General features: G+C 42.6%; 19 protein-coding genes. 10 read left to right on the forward strand and 9 right to left on the reverse strand.

The window, feature by feature from the left end:
- Nucleotides 1-149: 149 nt before the first annotated feature.
- The 6 genes from CSV64_RS14840 to CSV64_RS14860 all read right to left on the reverse strand — a co-directional run bounded on the left by CSV64_RS14840 (nt 150) and on the right by CSV64_RS14860 (nt 4,016).
- Nucleotides 150-992, reverse strand: a complete 843-nt coding sequence (locus CSV64_RS14840; protein ID WP_099635349.1) for an RluA family pseudouridine synthase — start codon at nt 990-992, stop codon at nt 150-152.
- Nucleotides 993-1,005: 13 nt separating this feature from the next.
- Nucleotides 1,006-1,479: a thioredoxin family protein gene (locus tag CSV64_RS14845; RefSeq protein WP_099635350.1), complete on the reverse strand. Its 474-nt coding sequence runs from the start codon at nt 1,477-1,479 to the stop codon at nt 1,006-1,008.
- Nucleotides 1,480-1,485: 6 nt separating this feature from the next.
- The gene (locus CSV64_RS14850; protein ID WP_099635351.1) at nt 1,486-1,905 is read right to left on the reverse strand and encodes a disulfide oxidoreductase; all 420 of its coding nucleotides are present in this window, start codon (nt 1,903-1,905) and stop codon (nt 1,486-1,488) included.
- Between the two features lie 59 nt (nt 1,906-1,964).
- Nucleotides 1,965-3,302, reverse strand: coding sequence for a hemolysin family protein (locus CSV64_RS14855; protein ID WP_199168601.1), 1,338 nt, complete (start codon nt 3,300-3,302; stop codon nt 1,965-1,967).
- Nucleotides 3,303-3,615: 313 nt separating this feature from the next.
- Nucleotides 3,616-3,768, reverse strand: a complete 153-nt coding sequence (locus CSV64_RS16690; protein ID WP_158233055.1) for a hypothetical protein — start codon at nt 3,766-3,768, stop codon at nt 3,616-3,618.
- Between the two features lie 44 nt (nt 3,769-3,812).
- Nucleotides 3,813-4,016 (reverse strand): YheE family protein, encoded by a 204-nt coding sequence (locus CSV64_RS14860; protein WP_099635352.1) that lies wholly within the window; start codon nt 4,014-4,016, stop codon nt 3,813-3,815.
- Nucleotides 4,017-4,100: 84 nt separating this feature from the next.
- On the opposite strand from CSV64_RS14860, the gene CSV64_RS14865 reads away from it, so the two are divergent.
- Nucleotides 4,101-4,493: a ferritin family protein gene (locus CSV64_RS14865; protein ID WP_099635353.1), complete on the forward strand. Its 393-nt coding sequence runs from the start codon at nt 4,101-4,103 to the stop codon at nt 4,491-4,493.
- Between the two features lies 1 nt (nt 4,494).
- Here CSV64_RS14865 and CSV64_RS14870 read toward each other — a convergent pair whose 3' ends face one another.
- Entirely contained in the window at nt 4,495-5,274 is a 780-nt protein-coding gene (locus tag CSV64_RS14870; protein WP_099635354.1) for a helical backbone metal receptor, read from the reverse strand.
- 173 nt (nt 5,275-5,447) lie between these two features.
- On the opposite strand from CSV64_RS14870, the gene CSV64_RS14875 reads away from it, so the two are divergent.
- The 4 genes from CSV64_RS14875 (at nt 5,448) to CSV64_RS14890 (ending at nt 9,437) form a co-directional block, all read left to right on the forward strand.
- Complete coding sequence (locus tag CSV64_RS14875) at nt 5,448-6,605, forward strand: DUF445 domain-containing protein (RefSeq protein ID WP_099635355.1); 1,158 nt, start codon at nt 5,448-5,450, stop codon at nt 6,603-6,605.
- Nucleotides 6,606-6,616: 11 nt separating this feature from the next.
- A complete protein-coding gene (locus tag CSV64_RS14880) occupies nt 6,617-6,967 on the forward strand; it encodes a YlbF/YmcA family competence regulator (protein ID WP_099635356.1) in 351 nt (116 codons plus the stop codon).
- Between the two features lie 61 nt (nt 6,968-7,028).
- Nucleotides 7,029-8,537, forward strand: coding sequence for a coproporphyrinogen III oxidase (locus CSV64_RS14885; protein WP_099635357.1), 1,509 nt, complete (start codon nt 7,029-7,031; stop codon nt 8,535-8,537).
- 114 nt (nt 8,538-8,651) lie between these two features.
- A complete protein-coding gene (locus tag CSV64_RS14890; RefSeq protein WP_099635358.1) occupies nt 8,652-9,437 on the forward strand; it encodes an enoyl-CoA hydratase in 786 nt (261 codons plus the stop codon).
- Between the two features lie 68 nt (nt 9,438-9,505).
- Here the strand turns inward: CSV64_RS14890 and mgsA are convergent, their stop codons facing one another.
- Nucleotides 9,506-9,919 (reverse strand): methylglyoxal synthase, encoded by a 414-nt coding sequence (mgsA, locus tag CSV64_RS14895; RefSeq protein WP_099635359.1) that lies wholly within the window; start codon nt 9,917-9,919, stop codon nt 9,506-9,508.
- 250 nt (nt 9,920-10,169) lie between these two features.
- A complete protein-coding gene (locus CSV64_RS14900) occupies nt 10,170-10,355 on the reverse strand; it encodes a YhzD family protein (protein ID WP_099635360.1) in 186 nt (61 codons plus the stop codon).
- Nucleotides 10,356-10,542: 187 nt separating this feature from the next.
- On the opposite strand from CSV64_RS14900, the gene CSV64_RS14905 reads away from it, so the two are divergent.
- The 5 genes from CSV64_RS14905 to yhaM all read left to right on the forward strand — a co-directional run bounded on the left by CSV64_RS14905 (nt 10,543) and on the right by yhaM (nt 18,027).
- Nucleotides 10,543-11,442: an ABC transporter ATP-binding protein gene (locus CSV64_RS14905; RefSeq protein WP_099635361.1), complete on the forward strand. Its 900-nt coding sequence runs from the start codon at nt 10,543-10,545 to the stop codon at nt 11,440-11,442.
- Nucleotides 11,435-12,694 (forward strand): ABC transporter permease, encoded by a 1,260-nt coding sequence (locus tag CSV64_RS14910; RefSeq protein WP_099635362.1) that lies wholly within the window; start codon nt 11,435-11,437, stop codon nt 12,692-12,694. The genes CSV64_RS14905 and CSV64_RS14910 overlap by 8 nt, the downstream gene beginning before the upstream one ends.
- A 338-nt stretch (nt 12,695-13,032) precedes the next feature.
- Nucleotides 13,033-14,235 carry a metallophosphoesterase family protein gene (locus tag CSV64_RS14915; protein ID WP_099635363.1) on the forward strand — a complete coding sequence of 401 codons (1,203 nt, stop codon included), beginning with the start codon at nt 13,033-13,035 and terminating at the stop codon, nt 14,233-14,235.
- Nucleotide 14,236: 1 nt separating this feature from the next.
- Nucleotides 14,237-17,089: an ATP-binding protein gene (locus CSV64_RS14920; RefSeq protein ID WP_099635364.1), complete on the forward strand. Its 2,853-nt coding sequence runs from the start codon at nt 14,237-14,239 to the stop codon at nt 17,087-17,089.
- Nucleotides 17,089-18,027 carry a 3'-5' exoribonuclease YhaM gene (yhaM, locus tag CSV64_RS14925; RefSeq protein ID WP_099635365.1) on the forward strand — a complete coding sequence of 313 codons (939 nt, stop codon included), beginning with the start codon at nt 17,089-17,091 and terminating at the stop codon, nt 18,025-18,027. The genes CSV64_RS14920 and yhaM overlap by 1 nt, the downstream gene beginning before the upstream one ends.
- Nucleotides 18,028-18,718: the final 691 nt, after the last annotated feature.

An 18,718-nucleotide genomic window follows, 5' to 3' on the forward strand; every position in this document is an offset into this window, starting at 1 on the left:
CGATATGTCTGGTGTTAGTGTGAATGATTTTTGTCTATAAACATCATCAGATTACAAGTCACTACCTACGTTCCCACTAATCTAAACAGAAATGAAAAGAGCTGTCACAAGTGGTCTCTACGACCTCTTGGACAGCTCTTTTTCATAAATTATTCAGTTTCCACTACAATCATTTCGGATGTAATTGGATGTGTGAAAGCGACCTTTGTCGCGACTAGCTTATATGGCCCTCTTGACATCGTCTCGCTGCCATATAGCTGGTCTCCGACTACAGGGTGACCTAGATGGGAGAAGTGGACACGGATTTGATGTGTTCTTCCTGTCTCCAACTGGGCTTCAACAAGTGTAGTATCCGGTTTACGTTCAAGCACCTTGAAATGCGTGATGGCGGATTGGCCAGAAGGGGATACTCGGCGCTTTGTTGCATGATAGCGATCTTTACCGATTGGCATATTAATCGAGCCACGCGGTTTTCTTAGCTGGCCTTCAAGTTCAGCCGTATAATATCGTTCGATTTGATTCTGTTCCAACATCCGGTCGAACATAGTTTTCGCTAGCGGATGTTTAGCAATCAGTAAAACTCCAGCCGTATGCTGATCTAAACGGTGGATATGCTCTGCGTAAGTGCCGCCTTTTGCTTCGATATAGCCCATGACTTCGTTCATCAATGTGCCAGTACCTGGTAATTGTTCGGGGTGTACGGATACTCCGGCAGGTTTGTGTACCGCCAGTATATGCTCATCTTCCCATAATACACGCAATGAGTTGGAAGGCTCTGGTTTGTATGCAGATTGTGCTTCAGAAAAGCCGAAGATCAGTTCCGTGCCCGCGGGAAGCGGTTCTTTCCATTCCACAGGTTGTCCATCTGTATCCGTTACGCTTTTGTCCATGCGCATTTGGTGAACAGATTTCTTACCACCTTGCCATTGTTCTCTAAGTAATTTCTCAATCGTCTCGCCAGGTTGTTCAGTCGTATAATGAAAACTTGTCATCTACGTAGTCTCCTTAGTTGCTTTCAAATTCGTCAAAGAATGCTCTAATTTGTTCGTCAGGCTGTGAACCGACTGTTCTGCCTTGTTCTTTACCGTCTTTATAGTGGACAAGTGTAGGCCATGATGTAATATCGTATTCTTGTTTCATCTGATCTCCGTATTCGATCAGGTTGTACTGATACACATGTGCATCATATTCGTCTGCAATAGGCATCAGACGTGGTGTCATATCCATACAGTGCGGGCATTCCGGACTGAAATAATAGACCGTTGTTGGCTCGCCGCTTTCGATTTTTTTGAAGATATCTTCAGGAAGTGCGACGTTCTGATAATTTTCATTGTCTAATAAATCAATTGTGGATTGTTGTAGATTATTTGTACCATACGGATTGTCAGCCAGTTTTGTTTCATTGGATTTATTATTGAGGACGATGATTAAAATGAAGATCACGACAATAATTCCACCAATAGCTAATAGTTTTTTCAATGTGTTTCACTCCTTTGTCTGTTTCAAGATTACAAGACTTGCGATGAAAATAAAAGCGAATGCTATCAATGCAAGAAAAGGAATCGTGATAAATCCGAAATAATTGATGTAAGCACCTGTACAAGAAGCCCCGCCACATACAGGCGCACTGTCTTGTAAGAAAGTCAGTTTCTGAATACCGTAGTGGTAAAGAGAGATACAGCCTCCGATAAAAGCGAACGAAGCCGTAGTCCAGGCAATGGAAACATTTTTTTGAATGAGTGCGATTAAACCGATTAATACAATAGGATACATAAGAATCCGTTGATACCAGCACATCGTACAAGGTATGTAACCTTTGATTTCTGAGAAATACAAAGAGCCAAGAGTAGCGATTAGCGCGACGGCCCACATGGAGAGAAGCCAATTTTCCTGTTTTTTATTCATGAAGCATCTCCTTACAAATAGATAATAGACAAAAGCTTTCCCGTTTTGACGGGAAAGCTTTATTTGGACGAATCGGTAGCTTCATTGGTTGCGATATCGGGAGGTTGTTTTTTTGCTTCTAGGTAAAGAATGTGGTTACCGTCTACTTCTTTGACAGTAAACTCATATCCTTGTTCGATAATCTTTTCTCCTTGAATAGCTTCAAAGCGTTGATCCATGAACCAACCGCCGATTGTATCGATATCTTCTTCAAGAATTTCAATGTTCAATGCGTGATTGACGTTTTCAATCAGCATTTTAGCATCTAAAATATAGTGGTCTGGACCCACAATCTGAAGTTCAGGTAGTTCATCCATATCGAACTCATCGCGGATTTCACCAACAATTTCTTCCAATATATCTTCAATGGTGACTAGACCTGAAGTCCCTCCATATTCATCCAATAGAACGGCCATATGAATACGTTCGCGTTGGATCTTCAATAGTAAATCTCCAATTGGAATGGTTTCGATGACTCGAATAATTGGTTGCATATAATTGATGACCGATTTACTACCATTCGACGGATCTTTAATATAGGCCGTCAGTAAATGTTTCATGTTGATGAGTCCAATGACATGATCTTTGTCCCCGTCGATAATTGGATAACGGGTAAACTGTTCTACACCAAGTAATTCAAAAACTTCGGATAACGTCATTTCTTTATCGACTGTCATCATTTCTGTTCGTGGAAGCATAATTTCCTTTGCGACTCGATCATCAAACTCGAAAATACGATTGACGTATTTGTACTCTGCTTGATTGATTTCACCGCTTCGCAAACTATCGGATAAGATAATACGCAATTCTTCCTCTGTATGACCTACTTCTAATTCGGAAATGGATTTGAAGCCTAGCAATCGTGTAACAAGACGTGCCGATCCGTTCATTCCTTTAATGATCGGGTACATAAGACGGTAAAATAGATTCAGTGGGACGGCTAGGGATAAGGATAATTCTTCCGCCTTGTGCAATGCGATGGTCTTTGGAGCTAGTTCTCCTACCACGACATGCAAATAGGTGACGATCACTAAAGCGATAGTGAAAGAAAGAATGGTTTCGACATTGGCATCAAGCACAAAAACATCGAAAATGGGAGCTAGCATCATGCGGACTGTAGGTTCCCCGAGCATACCTAGGCCAAGTGCCGAAATCGTAATTCCGAGCTGACAAGCGGATAAATATTCATCTAAATTATCGGCAATTTTTTTTGAAAGAACCGCTCGTTGATTGCCTTCGACAACTAATTGGTCGAGACGTGATGAGCGGACTTTCACGATTGCGAATTCACACGCGACAAAAAAAGCGGTGATTGCGATCAAGGCAGCAAATGCTGCCAATCGTATGGCAATATCCAAATAATAGCTTCGCACTTAACCCAGATGAGGGAAAAGAACAAAGCGTACACCTCCTGTAAAGTAAAGTTAGTTATCTTTTATAATAATTTATTTATAGAGAAATTACAATTCGATTTGCTTACAGAACGGAAAAAAATCGTTTTCTGAGTACATAATGTGTCGATATATAGAGTGTTGAGGCGCGTGGTATCCGCGCCACATGAAGAAAACAGCATCACTTTTGTTATTTTCTTAAATTTTAAATATATTTTAAAAAAGACTGAAGACCATGTCCTTTGTACAAGGAAAGTGTCTTCAGTCTTAGGTAATAATTTTACTCGCCGTACTGTGGTTGAGTTTCTTTAAAGGCGTTTTGTTCGTTCGGGATGTGGCTTTTGTCTTCAAAAACGTTTTCGGTTTTTTGGTTTTGTACTTTCAAACGCTCTTTTTCTAACTGTTGTTTGCCCTTTGATTGTTCTTTGCCCATAAAAACACCTCCTCTAGTTAGAGGATGGTCGGTTTAGATGGATCTCATTCATAGACGTGGAAAGTCATGAGATCATGAACCATTAGTAAGACTTTATCTTCGTCTGGCGGTGTGCCATTTGTCCAGTTGACCGTGCCGTCTTTGTGGTAGTCACCTTTGTATTGCTTGTTTTGATAATAGAACGAGATCGTCCAGCCTGGTAGATCAGTGTCTTCAAACATTTTTTTGTGACTGAAGTGTTGTAGCATCTTCTTTTCTCCTTTATTGTGCCAGTAGTGATATCCTGTTCGTTCGTTTCATAAACTAACCAAAAGGAACGAAAGGATGAGTGTGTGTTTGTTACTCAACTACGTAATGCAGTCGAGGAAAAGTATAAGTCGTATTTTTATTATAAGTCCATGTATCAGCTAACGAATGATTTGCTATGGCAGGAATTCATTCGTCATGCGTATGAGGATGAAAAAAGTCATTACGAGATGTTTCAGCAGTTGCATTATATAATGACGAAAGAGTTTGTGCCAAATCCGAAAAAACCAGCGCCTTGTACGAATTTGAAAGAATCAGCCAAAAATGCGTTAGTTTATGAACTTGAAGCAGTAGAACAATGTAAGGAAATGTTTTTGACGATTCCTTTTGAAGAGGCATACGATCCAATTTTCATTGCGTTACATGATGATATGGAGCATGCGATTCGAATGTCTACCATATTCAATGGAGCAAATTAAATCAAACGTCGAAAGAAAAGTCTTTGAAATATTTGGCACCTTCAAGCATTCGAACCCCATACCAAAACATTTCGCCATCAATTAGCTGGATCGCTGAATCGGGTAACATTTCTTGGAACTGAACTTGTTGTTTTTCTTTAAATGGATAGGGTTCAGATGACAGCAATACTAAATCTAGATTAGCTTCCTTGAATTGTTCTTTCGTTAGAGCTGGATAGCGATCAGTTGATTCGGCAAACGGTGTGATGAAACCGAGTTTTTGTAACAACGAGTTGATATAAGTGTCTTTGCCGGCTACCATATACGGTTTTTGCCAAATGACATAAGCTATTCGTGCAGCAGGAAGAGTGGGGAGTGCCGTAAATGCTTGCTTGATTTCCGTGACCAGAGACTCTGACTGTTGCTCACGGTCAGTCAAGGATCCCATATCGGTAATCATTCTATAGGCATCTTCGATCGTCTGCACTTCCGCTACATAAACCGGATAGAACTCGGAAAGAATTTCGACCATCTCTTTTGTGTTTTCTTCTTTTTCCATAATAATTAAATCAGGTTGGACTTCATGTATTTTTTCTAGCTTCAAATCTTTCGTTCCTGCCACCGCGGCAACGTTCTTGGCTTGTTCGGGATATATACAATATCGTGTGCGTCCGACAATTTCCTTCTCAAGTCCAATGCCAAATAATGTTTCTGTAATACCAGGGCATAATGTGACAATTCGTTTAGGTGGGAAATTATATACAACGGTTCTTCCTAAGTGGTCGATCATTTCTTTCTTCAATGAAATGCGTGCCTCCTTTGTCAGTACGTGAAAACGTAGGATGGTAGTCAGTAATACTCTACTTGCAACGTACCTGAACGGCTATCAAAAGTAAAGTCAGAAATCTCCGCCTCTAATTGCTTTTCATTCAGCTGGTTTTTGTTATAATTGGAACGAAGACCAAGTGGAATAAGGTGAAGCGATTGAAAATAGTACTAACTATTTTGTTCATGGCGTTTATTGGCGCATTGATTGGTGGAGTAACGAATCATCTGGCGATTAAAATGTTGTTTAGACCACATGAAGCAAAATACATTGGAAAAACTCGTTTGCCGTTTACACCCGGCTTGATTCCGAAACGCCGAAATGAATTGGCGACACAGCTTGGTAAAACGGTGACAAATTATTTGCTGACACCTGACCTGTTCCGGAAAAAGATGTTGACACCTGGAATGGAAAAGCGTGTAGAAACGTTTGTCCAAAGTAAACTGGATCAATACATCCTACAATCAGATAAGACATTGAATGACTGGCTCAAGCTTGCGGGTGCTGACAAACTTGCTGAACAAGTGGAAGACAAGTTGGTCACTTTGATCGATCAGCAACTATTCGAGATGAAAGCAAAAGTAACAACAGGTACAGTGGAAGAAGTTATGCCGCTACGTTGGCAACAACAAATCGAAGAACGAATTCCATTAGCTTCTGACTTTGTATTACTACGTGCTAGTCAGTTTGTTGATTCGGCAGAAGGAAAACAGACATTCCAAAAGTTGATTGATGATTTTCTAGCTTCAAAAGGAACTTTTGGCGGCATGCTCAATATGTTTTTTGGAGAATCGGAGTCGCTTGTCGGTAAGGTTCAACGAGAAGCATTGCGATTTATAGAAGCACCTGGTACGAAAGATTTATTAGATAAACTGATTTGGAAAGAATGGCAGAACGTTCAGCAACAACCAATGGAACAGTTGACGTCTGGATTCGACTTTGATAGTGTGTTTGCTTCAGTGAGAAAATATGCACTCGATCAATTAGCATTACATGAAAGACTCGATTACAGCTTGTCGCATTATTGGCCACAAGGTTCCACATGGACGGCCGAAAAGGTTACACCACAGATTGTTAGCTTCTTATTCGCACAAGCCGAAGCACAGCTTGAACAATCGTTAAAGAAGCTAAAATTGGATGAAATGGTGAAAGAGCAGGTGGACACGTTCCCTGTGGCGGTTCTAGAAGATCTAGTTCTCGGTATTTCACGCAGAGAGTTCAAAATGATTACGGTTCTAGGCGCATTTCTAGGTGGTATCATCGGAATTGTGCAGGGGATTATTGCACTTACACTAAATGGATTGTAGGAGGAGATAGTATGTCAGTAAATATTTATGATGATATGAACAAATTGGAATCTACTTTGCGTAAGACGGATGAGTATGTAGCGGTGAAAACGGCGATGGCCGATGTGAAAGGTGACGAGCATGCACGTGCATTGTTCGAAAGCTTCCGCGAAATCCAAATGAATTTGCAACAAAAACAAATGGCGGGTGAAGAGATTGAAGGGGACGAGCTGGAGCACGCACAGAAAACGGCACAACTCGCTCAAGAAGATCCGAAAATCTTAGCTATGCTAACTGCAGAAATGAAACTTAGCGAATTGATCGAAGAAGTAAACCGTGTAGTATTGAAGCCGATTCAAGATTTATATGAAGGATTCAATTAATAGATACATCGAAACCGGCCTTGGCCGGTTTTTTTCAACAGATGGAGAGTAGGAGAAAATGATGCAGCAATTACATGTAAATCAACAGTTCCCCCAAGATTGGATTCGAATGTTTACACATTTGGCCAATTTATTTTTTGAGCAATCTAAAATAGTTACCGATCAGGCAGATGTTACAGCGATTGAGCTACGCTTTACCGAAGAATATGAGGATACGCCAAGTGTAACAGCGGATATTCAGTGGCAAGGTAAGCACTATACGTCACGTTTCGCCGAAGAGGTAAAAGAAACAGAAGAACGCGAGCAATTACGTCAGCGTAAAAGAATGTATTCTCATGTATTGCTAGACGTGTTGGAGCAAGCGACAGGAATGAATCAAGAATGGGGGATTTTAACGGGAATCCGACCTACAAAGTTGTATCATATGTATCGTCAAGACGGTTATACGGTCGATGAAGCGAAGCAATTGCTTCAGCAACGTCATCGTGTATCGGTACGAAAAAGTGAATTGATTGCAAAAATTGCAGATGTTCAACTCAATGCATTGCCAGATTTATATTCATTGAAAGAAGAAGTGAGTATATATATTGGTATTCCGTTTTGTCCGACAAAATGTGCGTATTGCACGTTCCCAGCCTATGCCATTCACCGGAAAAGTGGACGAGTGGAAACATTCCTTGATGGCTTGCATGAAGAAATGCGCGCAATGGGTAAATGGTTAAAAGACCATGATATCCGCATCACGACAATTTATTTCGGTGGCGGAACACCAACGTCTATTGAAGCGGATGAAATGGATGCGCTCTATCAAACGATGATGGACTCATTTCCATATATGGAACATGTTCGTGAAGTGACGGTGGAAGCAGGGCGTCCCGATACGATTACGGTACCAAAACTTGAAGTACTGAAGAAGTGGGGTATAGATCGCATCAGTGTCAATCCACAGTCTTATACGGATGAAACGCTGAAAGCAATCGGTCGTCATCACACTGTGCAGGAAACAATCGATAAATATTGGTTGTCTCGGGAGCAAGGCATGCGCAATATTAATATGGACTTAATCATTGGTTTACCGAATGAAGGCCTTGAAGAATTTGAACATTCATTAGCTGAAACAGAAAAGATGCAGCCAGAATCTTTGACGATCCATACCTTGTCGTTTAAACGTGCGTCTGAAATGACACGCAATAAAGACAAGTATCAAGTAGCCGATCGTGAAACTGTAGGAAAAATGATGACACGCGGAGAAGAATGGTCACGGGATAACGGCTATATTCCGTATTATCTCTACCGCCAGAAAAACATTTTAGGAAATCTAGAAAATGTTGGATATTCAAAGCCCGGTGAAGAAAGTCTCTATAACATTTTGATCATGGAAGAAGCGCAGACCATTATCGGTTTAGGTTGTGGCGCTTCAAGTAAATTCATGGAACCGGCAACTGGCAAGCTGACGCAATTCCATAATCCGAAAGAACCCGGTGCCTATATAGTAGGATTTGAAGAAGCTATCGATAAGAAAATAGCGTATTTAGAAGAGTTATTTCCGTCCTCAGAAACAATAAAGTAATGCTGATTCCCCTGTCGAAAAAGTGGCAGGGGAATTTTTTTGTTAAAGTTATGCAAATGCTCTGGTAATTGTGTATAATGTAATGAATGAACAACCATTCATACAAAGGGGGAATTGATTTTGACAAAACAGATCGAAGTGGAAATTGAAGGAAGATTAGCGACGGTAACTTTTAACCAACCGGAAGTAATGAACGCGATGGACGGAGTCATGATGAAAGAATTGGCAGATATCGTAGATCAACTAAAAGATAACTCATCAGTACATGTTGTACTGTTCAAGGGGGCAGGTCGAGCATTTTCTGCAGGCGGTAACGTCAAAGCGATGTTGAACCCGAATGGTCCAATGAAAATGGAAGACATCATGGTCGACTTATCGAGATTGGCATTATCTATGTACAGCATGCCACAAATCACAATTGCATCCGTACACGGTGCGGCAGCTGGGTTAGGGTGCAGTATCGCGATTGCATGCGACGTTGTCATCGCGGAAGAGTCGAGCAAAATTGCTATGAACTTTATTGGTATCGGACTCGTACCAGACGGTGGTGGTCACTTCTTCCTCAAAGAACGAGTAGGTACGGCTAGAGCTAAACAACTGATTTGGTCGGGGAAAGTACTCGACGGAAAAAGTGCCATGCAAATTGGACTCGTGGATGAAGCGGTAGCGGACGGTGAAGCTTGGAACAAGGCACAACAACGTGCGCAAGTTATCTTGAACTCCCCAACAGCTTCGATGGCAGCAACAAAGAAAATACTCCATGCGGCGGGCATCGCAGAACTCGAGCAAGTAGTAAAACTTGAGAGCGAAGCACAAGCAGCCATGCGCTCCACAACGGATCACCGCGAAGGTGTGCAAGCATTTGTCGAGAAAAGAAAACCGAGCTTCACAGGCCAATAATTGACATGCAAAAAGACGCGCTATGAACATTGCGCGTCTAATTTATATCTATGAACATATTTATAGAATTATTGATACTTAGCGGCTGTTTCTCTCCATGAGAAATAGCCTTTTTCTATAGCACGCAATAGTAACTCCGCTGAAGCTAAGTTCGTAGCGAGTGGAATGCCATAGACATCACATAATCGAAGTAAGGCGCTCACATCAGGTTCATGTGGCTGTGCAGTCAACGGATCCCGGAAAAATAAAATCAAATCAAGCCCACCTGTCGCGATCATAGCACCCATCTGTTGGTCGCCACCAAGCGGCCCTGACATAAGTCGTGTAACAGAAAGATCAGTTTCTTCCATGATGCGTAATCCTGTTGTGCCCGTTGCATAAAGAGTATGTTTAGCAAAAATCTGCTCGTAAGCAATTGTGAAATTGACCAATTCAGCCTTTTTTTCATCATGCGCAATTAAAGCAATGTTCAAACGAGTCACTTCCTTCTACGATTTCTCAACGACCATAGCGTATCATAAAGTTCTCAAAAAATCTTGTGCTATTTTTATAAATATTTGTAATACTAAGTGTAATACATTATCCTCAGATTTTATTTCTTATTTCGATTGATCATGTAAGTCGGTAAATTCCTTTTGAGCAAATCATTTAAATGCTAGAATAATCATTTCCCACTGCTCGTGATATCGTATAAAAAAACAAAATCTCCTAAACAGAGATTTTGTCATGTGTTCACGTATGGAATAATAATAGTTTACCAAGAGGGGAAGCTAGGCGGTGCGTTCGCTCGAGCAAATCTTTTTCTGTCAATAACTGCTCGCCTTGTTCTTTTGCGGCGTCATCAGATTCAGCAGTGAAAGTCTCTTCAGTAATCAATGAACCATCTTTTTCGTAAGCTGTTAGTTTGTACGTTTTCATTGTATCGCCTCCATCATCTTTTACTTAGTATACTATGAAATGAATGAAATGAATAATGATTCAGTATATTAAAGCGAAGAAAGATACTGAATGTTAGAATGTCTAAGAAGAATATTTATAATTGTGAAACATATTGTCAGTTGAAACGTAGAACGAGATAGTGAGAGTAGTAAAGGAGATGATGGGCGTGGCCTTAGAAGTGCAACAAGTAACGAAGCGATTTGGCGATTTTACAGCAGTGGATCAGCTGTCATTGAGGGTGGAACAAGGAACGATGTACGGATTCCTCGGAGCAAACGGTGCTGGGAAGACCACTACATTCCGAATGATTTTGGGATTATTAACACCGACAGAAGGAAATATTTCTTGGAATGGACGCACGATATCGTATGAGACGAGTCCACTAATAGGATATCTACCCGAAGAACGGGGGCTTTATCCAAAAATGAAAGTGCTGGATCAGTTAATCTTTCTTGGCCAGCTACGCGGAATGAAAAAGTCAGCAGCGAAAAGTGCCGCACTTCATTGGTTGGATCGTTTCGAAGTGCCACAAAATACGAATAAGAAGGTAGAAGAGTTATCCAAAGGGAATCAGCAAAAAATACAAGTCATTGCTGCATTATTACATAATCCGCAATTGCTGATCTTGGATGAACCGTTCTCTGGACTTGATCCGGTGAACGTTGAGATGCTGAAAAAAGCAATCGTTGACTTCCGTAATAGCGGGGCGACAATCCTATTCTCTAGCCACCGCATGGATCATGTAGAAGAGTTATGTGAGCAGCTTAGCATTATTCATCATGGCAAACAATTAGTTAGTGGAAAGTTACGTGACGTAAAGCGTTCATTCGGCAAACAAAATGTCCGGATTCGTGCGGACTTCCCTTTACTAGAGCTAGAAAGCATCGAAGGCGTAACGACCGCTCACCATTCATTGGAAGGTGCAGTGTTTCAAGTAGAGGATGAACAAGTGGCACATAGGTTGTTGCAGGCGGCATTGCTAAAGGGGCCGATTCGTCAGTTTGAAATAGAAGAACCATCTTTGCAAGATATATTCATTGCGAAAGTGGGGGATGAGAATGCGTGAGTTTTGGATTATTTTCAAACAAAGTTTCATAACAAAAGCTAAAACGAAGTCATTTTTCATTACGACACTTATTATGGTGGCAGGGATTTTCCTCTTCGCGAATTTACCGAGCATTATGGATAAGGTCGGTCAGATGATGGGAAGCGATGAAGACGACCATGTACTCGTCGTAGATGAGAGTGGCGTATTGTTTGACCGGCTAGATGAACAACTTCAGCTAAATGAGCAAGGAATTTCATTGGAGCTGACGGAAGACTCACAAGATCAGCTGTCAGAGAAAGTCCAATCGGAAGAAATTGAAGCGTTTATGGAATTGAGTTTTGGTGCTGAACAAACCATCCAAGCTTCTTATACAACGGGCAGTTTGGTAGATCAATTTTTGCCTTCAGCTCTACAAGATGCATTGCAGAACATTCAAACGCAAGTGAAAGCCGATCAGCTCTCCCTATCCGGTGAACAAGTTTCCGAGTTGTTTGCGCCGATTCAATTTGAAAAGCATAATATTTCCGATACGGCCAAATCAGAGGAAGAGCTGAACCAAGCTCGTGTCTTGGTATATGTATTGATGTTCGTCATTTACTTTGCGGTTATCATTTATTCATCGATGATTGCGACAGAAGTAGCGACAGAAAAATCATCACGCGTGATGGAAATTCTTATCTCAAGTGTATCACCTGTTAAGCATATGTTTGCAAAAGTGCTTGGTATCGGTTCACTCGGAATTGCGCAAATTCTAGTCTACGCAGTATCAGGATTTTTAGCTTATAAACTTTCTTCCAAAGGAGAGGATCATGAGCTATCCGCATTTTTCAGTCTGGAAAACTTGCAAGTAAGCACGCTAGTTTATGCTGTGGTTTTCTTCTTACTCGGCTATTTCCTTTATGCCACTCTAGCCGCGCTACTAGGCTCACTAGTGAGTCGCACAGAAGACGTTCAGCAAATGATTATGCCGATGTCGTTGCTAATCGTTGCGGCCTTCATAATCGCGGCAACGGGGCTTGGGAATCCAGAGTTGGGCTATTTGAAAATCGCGTCGTTCATCCCATTCTTCGCCCCTCTTGTCATGTTCCTACGGGTTGGCATGCTTGACCTACCTTTATGGGAGCCTTTGCTTTCGATAGGTATCATGATCGTGACCATCTTCATCCTTGGCTGGTTCGGTGCGAAAGTGTACCGTGGTGGCGTGTTGATGTATGGGCCGTCTCGTTCATTGAAGGACTTGAAGAAGGCTATACAGCTTGGTAAGGAATAGGTTTAGGTGAAGAGTGTCCCGAGAAGTCGCAGTGCTTCTTGGGATACTCTTTTTTGCGTGGATTTAAGTTCAAGTGTAAGTGGAGTTAGTGACTATGAAGGGATGGAGGCTCCAGCTGGGGACGCTTTCCGGAGGGCACGCGGTGAGCCAACCAGCTCGCTTTGCTCCCTTTGGTTGTCTCACCTGTTCGTACTGATCCTCCCGGAGTCGCCCCATCTTCCGCCTGGAACGTCGATTAACGGCGCCTTCCCATTTACTTCTGTTTCGCCTGTCCACTTTCCAGTAATAGATGAAATATGCTAAAATAGGAACGAGTATTCGTGGAAGAGGTGCAACTTATGGAACCCATCCGTTTTTTACATACAGCCGACTTGCATTTGGACAGCCCTTTTAAAGGCATGGCCGCAGCAGGACCGGACGAGTTAGCTAGATTACAGCAGTCCACATTTGCCGCATTCGACCGATTCATTGCCTACGCAGTTAAAGAGCGACCGGATTTCATTGTCATTGTCGGTGACCTTTACGACGGTGAAGACCGTAGCTTGCGTGCGCAAATTCGTTTCCAACAAGGTATGCAACAACTGCAAAAAGTGAACATTCCCGTCTATCTATCATACGGAAATCATGACCACTTGGCAGGCAGGTGGACTAGAGTTTCATTACCCGAAAATGTACACGTATTTTCTGAACAAGTAGAGCAAAAACAATTGATGATTCGTGATGAAAAAGTTTATTTACACGGCTTCAGCTACCCGCAACGCCATGTCAAAGAATCGATGATTAAGCAATATCCGGAAGCGACTGACGGAATACATATCGGTCTTTTACACGGAAGTGTGGCGGGAGATGCAGTGCACGCTGTATATGCACCGTTTACCGTCAGTGAATTACAGGATAAGCACTATCATTACTGGGCGCTTGGCCATATTCATAAGCGCCAAGTTTTATCACAGGAACCGCCGATTGTCTATCCTGGCAATATTCAAGGCCGTCACCGCAATGAACAAGGACGTAAAGGTTTTTATGACGTCTCGTTGACGCCTACTCATACTTCCATGAAATTTATAGGTACATCAGATATTGTGTTCACTTCATTGACTGTTTCGTGCAAAGGGATCGAATACGCAGATGACTGGATTGCTGCTTGTCAGGAAGCGATTGATCAACTGACAGCTGAAACCGGCAGTGTCGTCATAGAGTTAGTGATGGAACATACGGAAGGCCTACCAATTGATTTAGCTAGGGCAGATGAAGAGTGGCTCGATATTTTACGCGAACAGTATGAAGCTATGGAGCCATTCGTGTGGATTTCAGCAATTGAATGGCCACGAAAGCGTGATGCCGTCATCCCGAATTCATTAGTAGAACCGGTGGAAGAGACCATTACTTCTTGGGGAACAGATGACTGGAATGACTTGGTGAAAGAAGTCTACAGTCATAAAGCCGGTCGCTATTTAGAAGCACTGACGCCGGCAGATTTCGAGCGGTTAAAACAGCAGGCAACCACATTGCTGGCGAATGAAATGTTGAAGGAGGGCTAAAATGAAGATCCGAAAAATTCTTCTTTATGGATTCGGTCAGCATGAGAATCTGGAAATTGATTTGCGACCTGGTATGAATCTTTTGTACGGACCGAACGAAGCAGGGAAGACGACTATTCAGCAAGCCATCCTTCATATTTTATTTGGATTCCCTCAAAAGAATCAACAAGAGCTACGCTATGAGCCGAAAACAGGTGGTAAATATGGCGGCTGTCTCTATATAGAAGATCAAGCGTATGGTAATTGGATGATTGAGCGGGTGCGTGGAAAATCTTCAGGTGACGTCTTAATTCGTTTTGAAGATGGGCGCATAGCAGAGGAAGATGAACTGAAGAGATTATTGAGAGGCTATGATCGACAAGCTTTTGAATCCATTTTTTCATTCTCCTTATTCCAGTTACAAGATCTCGAGAAAATGGATGAAAATGATTTAAGTCGTACATTACTTGCTTCCGGAACGACCGGTCTAGATACGCTTTGGAAAGTGGAAAAGAAGATGGAGAAAGAAATGGGCGGCCTCTTCAAAAAATCTGGGAAAATACCGCCGATGAATAAAAAATTGGCTGAAATCCGTGAGCTTGAACAAGCGATGCAAAAAGAGCAGCAGAAACTATCGACATATGAACCGCTGACTATTCATAAGCAAGAACTCGACGAGCAAGTGGCGACATTACGCTTCGAGGAGCAACGTCTGTATAAGCAGTCTGAAGAACAACGAATCGCTATGCAAATCGTTCCCTTGCAGCAACAGCGCAATCAATTGCTCGAACAACTTTCCCACTTGTCGGATGAATTCCCGGCAGCTGGAATCCGGCGTTATGAAGAACTAGCCAGTAAACAGTCAGAATTGCACTTAAAGAAAACACGTCTAGAAAAAGAACGGGCAGAGTGGCAATCGGAATTAATTGATTTACGACCAGTCAATGAACGGCAGCAGTTAGAGCGCTGGGTGGCACAGGAAGCCGAGTGGCATCGGTTACGTACGGATCGGTTTGCTGCTGAACAAGAAATTCGTTTGTTTGAAAAGAAACAACAGCAGTTCAGCAATCGCTTAGGATTATCGGATGATCAGCAGTTATCGATAGGGAACATAGATGTCTCCATTCAACGTGAACGCCAACTTGAACCGATCCTTAAGGAACAAAAGGAACTGGATCAGCAAGTAAAAGCCATGCAACGTCTATTGGCAGAAGCAGAGAGTGAACGTCAGGAAGCGGAGCAACGAAAAGAACGTACTGACCGTTTGCGATTGACTGAATCTGAGCGAGCCAAACTGGCAAACTGGCCCAAACTGCAACGTCAACTTGCGGAGGCTAAATTCATTGTATCTGCAGCCGATAAACAGGCATCAAATCAGATGGTTCCGATAGTTATTTTGCTCATTGGACTAGCAATCGGGGCATATAGTGTTTTGCAGCAACAATGGTTGTTCGCAGGTCTCGGCCTACTAGTTGTGGCAGTCGGTGCTTGGTTATGGAAACAACGGCCTAATTCCGTATCGGATCAGCAGTTCTTCATTCGGGATAATGAAGCGTTAGCAGCAGAACTTGAAAAATTGGCTGAGCGTGATGATCTGCAACAGCGTGATCAACGGCAAGTGTCAGTCGAAATTGAAAGACTGGATCGCAAATTGCAGAAATACGCGGAAGAAATGGAACAACTGTATTATCAAAAACAACAAGCAGAGAAGAAGTTGCAAGAGCTATTGAAAGATGAACCCTTCGATCTGACATTCAATATTCAAGAAAGCTTCCGTTTATTGCGTGAGTACCAGGACGCGGAAATTGATCAGAAAACATGGCAGCAACGTTTGCAAACGACAACTCAACAGTTACAGTCGCTGATCGAAGAAGTAGAAAAAGTGCTCGGACCTGTTGCGGAAGAAGGTTTATTCGAAAGAATTCGCCAAGAACTACTTAGACAGAATAGCTTGCAAGAAAAGCATATGAGTAAACAACAAGCTGTACTTGAAATCAAGGAGCAGTTACAAGAAACGCAGGAGCTGTTGGAAACGACAACAGCGGAAACACAAAAATTATTCGATATCGTTGGTGTATCGGAAAAAGAGCAATTTTACACAGCGTATGAGCAAGCTCAAGATGCACAGTTGCTGAAACGACAGCTGAAAGAAGTAGAAGCACAGTTATCTTTATATAGTAAGGAACCATTAGTAAAAGAATGGACCATACCAGAGCTTGAACGACAACGCGGCGAAACAACGAACCGCCTACAAATGCTTCGTCAAGAAGTAGAGACACTTGTAGATGAGCAAGTCAAAGTAGGTCATGAAATCTCACAAATGGGTGCCAGTCAAACGTACAGTGAGCTTCAGCAATTAGTAGAAGTACGAAAAGCTGAGTTGGAAGAACTGACAGAACAATGGGTAATCCGCAAAGCTGTTCGTGAGTCGATTCGACAGACGATGAGTGAATGGAAAGAACATCAACTACCGGCCGTTCTCATACAAGCCAATAATTGGTTTGGCCGTTTAACTTGGAATCGATACGCGACGCTCGGCTTAACAGCGGAAGGATATTTTGAGGCAGTCACTGCTGAAGGACAATCTTTCATGATCAATGAGCTCAGTCAGGCTACAAAGGAGCAAGCGTATCTTTCATTGCGACTAGCGTTAGCATATGAATTATCAGAGCGGGCACCGTTCCCTATTATCATGGATGACCCATTTGTTCACTTTGATAATGAGCGACTTTCGCGTATGATAGAAATACTTACTGAGTTACAGCCATCTCATCAATTTCTGTACTTTACTTGCCATCAAGAAATGAAATCAAAGTGGTCAAGTGAACCTCATACAATTGAGATTGGACCAAAAGTAAAAGGGGAGATTTACTGATGAAAAAATTACTTGACTATCAAGTCGGCGAAACGATCGACATGTATTTATTGATTAAGCAGGCAACAAAAGGTGTCACACAGCAGGGCAGTCCGTTCATGACGTTGATTCTGCAAGATAAAAGTGGAGACCTAGAAGCGAAACTTTGGGATGCAGGTGAAGAACAAGCCCAGATGTATCAGGGAGCGACTATCGTAAAAGTTGGTGGAGAAGTCCATGAATATCGTGGGAAAAATCAACTTCGTTTGAAAGCAATTCGTCCAGTTAAAGAAGATGAGGGCGTGACAATTGCAGATTTAGTGCCATCAGCTGAAAAGAGCAAGGAAGTATTGCTAGATGAACTGATGCAGTATTTCTTTGAAATGAAAAATCCACAAATTCAGCGTGTCACTCGTCATTTATTGAAGAAGCATCAGCAAGACTTTGTGTTATATCCGGCAGCTACGAGAAATCATCATGACTACGTATCTGGTTTACTTGATCACGTAGTTTCAATGTTGAAACTAGGTAAGGCGATTGCAGAATTGTACCCAACGTTGAATAAAGACTTGCTATATGCAGGAATTATTTTGCATGATATCGGAAAAGTCATCGAGTTGTCAGGCCCAGTCGGCACGCAGTATACGATTGAAGGGAACTTGCTAGGGCATATTACGATCATGGTCAATGAAATTTCCAAGGCAGCAGAAGAGCTGGAGATCGAAGGCGAAGAAGTGATGTTGCTTCAGCATATGGTGTTGTCTCACCATGGGAAAGAGGAGTGGGGCAGTCCGAAGCGTCCGATGTTGAAAGAGGCGGAGATTCTCCATTATATCGATAATATTGATGCGAAGATGAATATGCTGAACCGCGTCATGTCGAAGACTACGCCAGGCGAGTTCTCCGAGCGCGTATTCCCACTGGATAATCGTTCGTTCTACAAGCCTACGTTTGAATAAGCTAGTGTGGAACGATGCGCTAGTAGTTGCTGGGTACTGAATGTTGTTAGGTTGTTGTGTTTAGTGGACTAGCAAACAGAGAAATTGATTGCATTACCCAACATGGAAACGCGGTTGCCGGAAAGACTAGGCGGCTGCGGGTCATTTTCACTTTTGGTTGTGGTCGTTGCTCGACTGGTTGTTGTTTACTGAAGTTGGTGAGTGTCTGCTTTCTGGACCCGCGCAGGCACGTGGGGGATTGCCTCCAGCCAGGAGCCAGCTGGCGGTGGTGCTGCCAGTTGTCTCCTGGCCACGGCCTACCCCGCAGTTGTGCCTGCGCTACTGAGTGGTATTTATTTTGGTTGTGGTTCTAAGAATGATAATTAGCGTATCTTACCCAACCTGCAAACGCGGTTGGCGGAAAGACTAGGCGGCTGCGGGTCTTTGTCACTTTTAGTTGTGGTCGTTGCTCGACTGGTTGTTGTTTACTGAAGTTGGTGAGTGTCTGCTTTCTGGACCCGCGCAGGCACGTGGGGGATTGCCTACAGCCAGGAGCCAGCTGGCAAAGTGCTGCCAACTGTCTCTTGGCCACGGCCTACCCCGCAGTTGTGCCTGCGCTGCTGAGTGGTATTTACTTTGGTTGTGGTTCTAAGTAGGACAAATTCGAACCTTACCCAACCTGGAAACGCGGTTGGCGGAAAGACTATGCGGA

The organism is Sporosarcina sp. P32b (assembly GCF_002743335.1).
Classification (GTDB): domain Bacteria; phylum Bacillota; class Bacilli; order Bacillales_A; family Planococcaceae; genus Sporosarcina.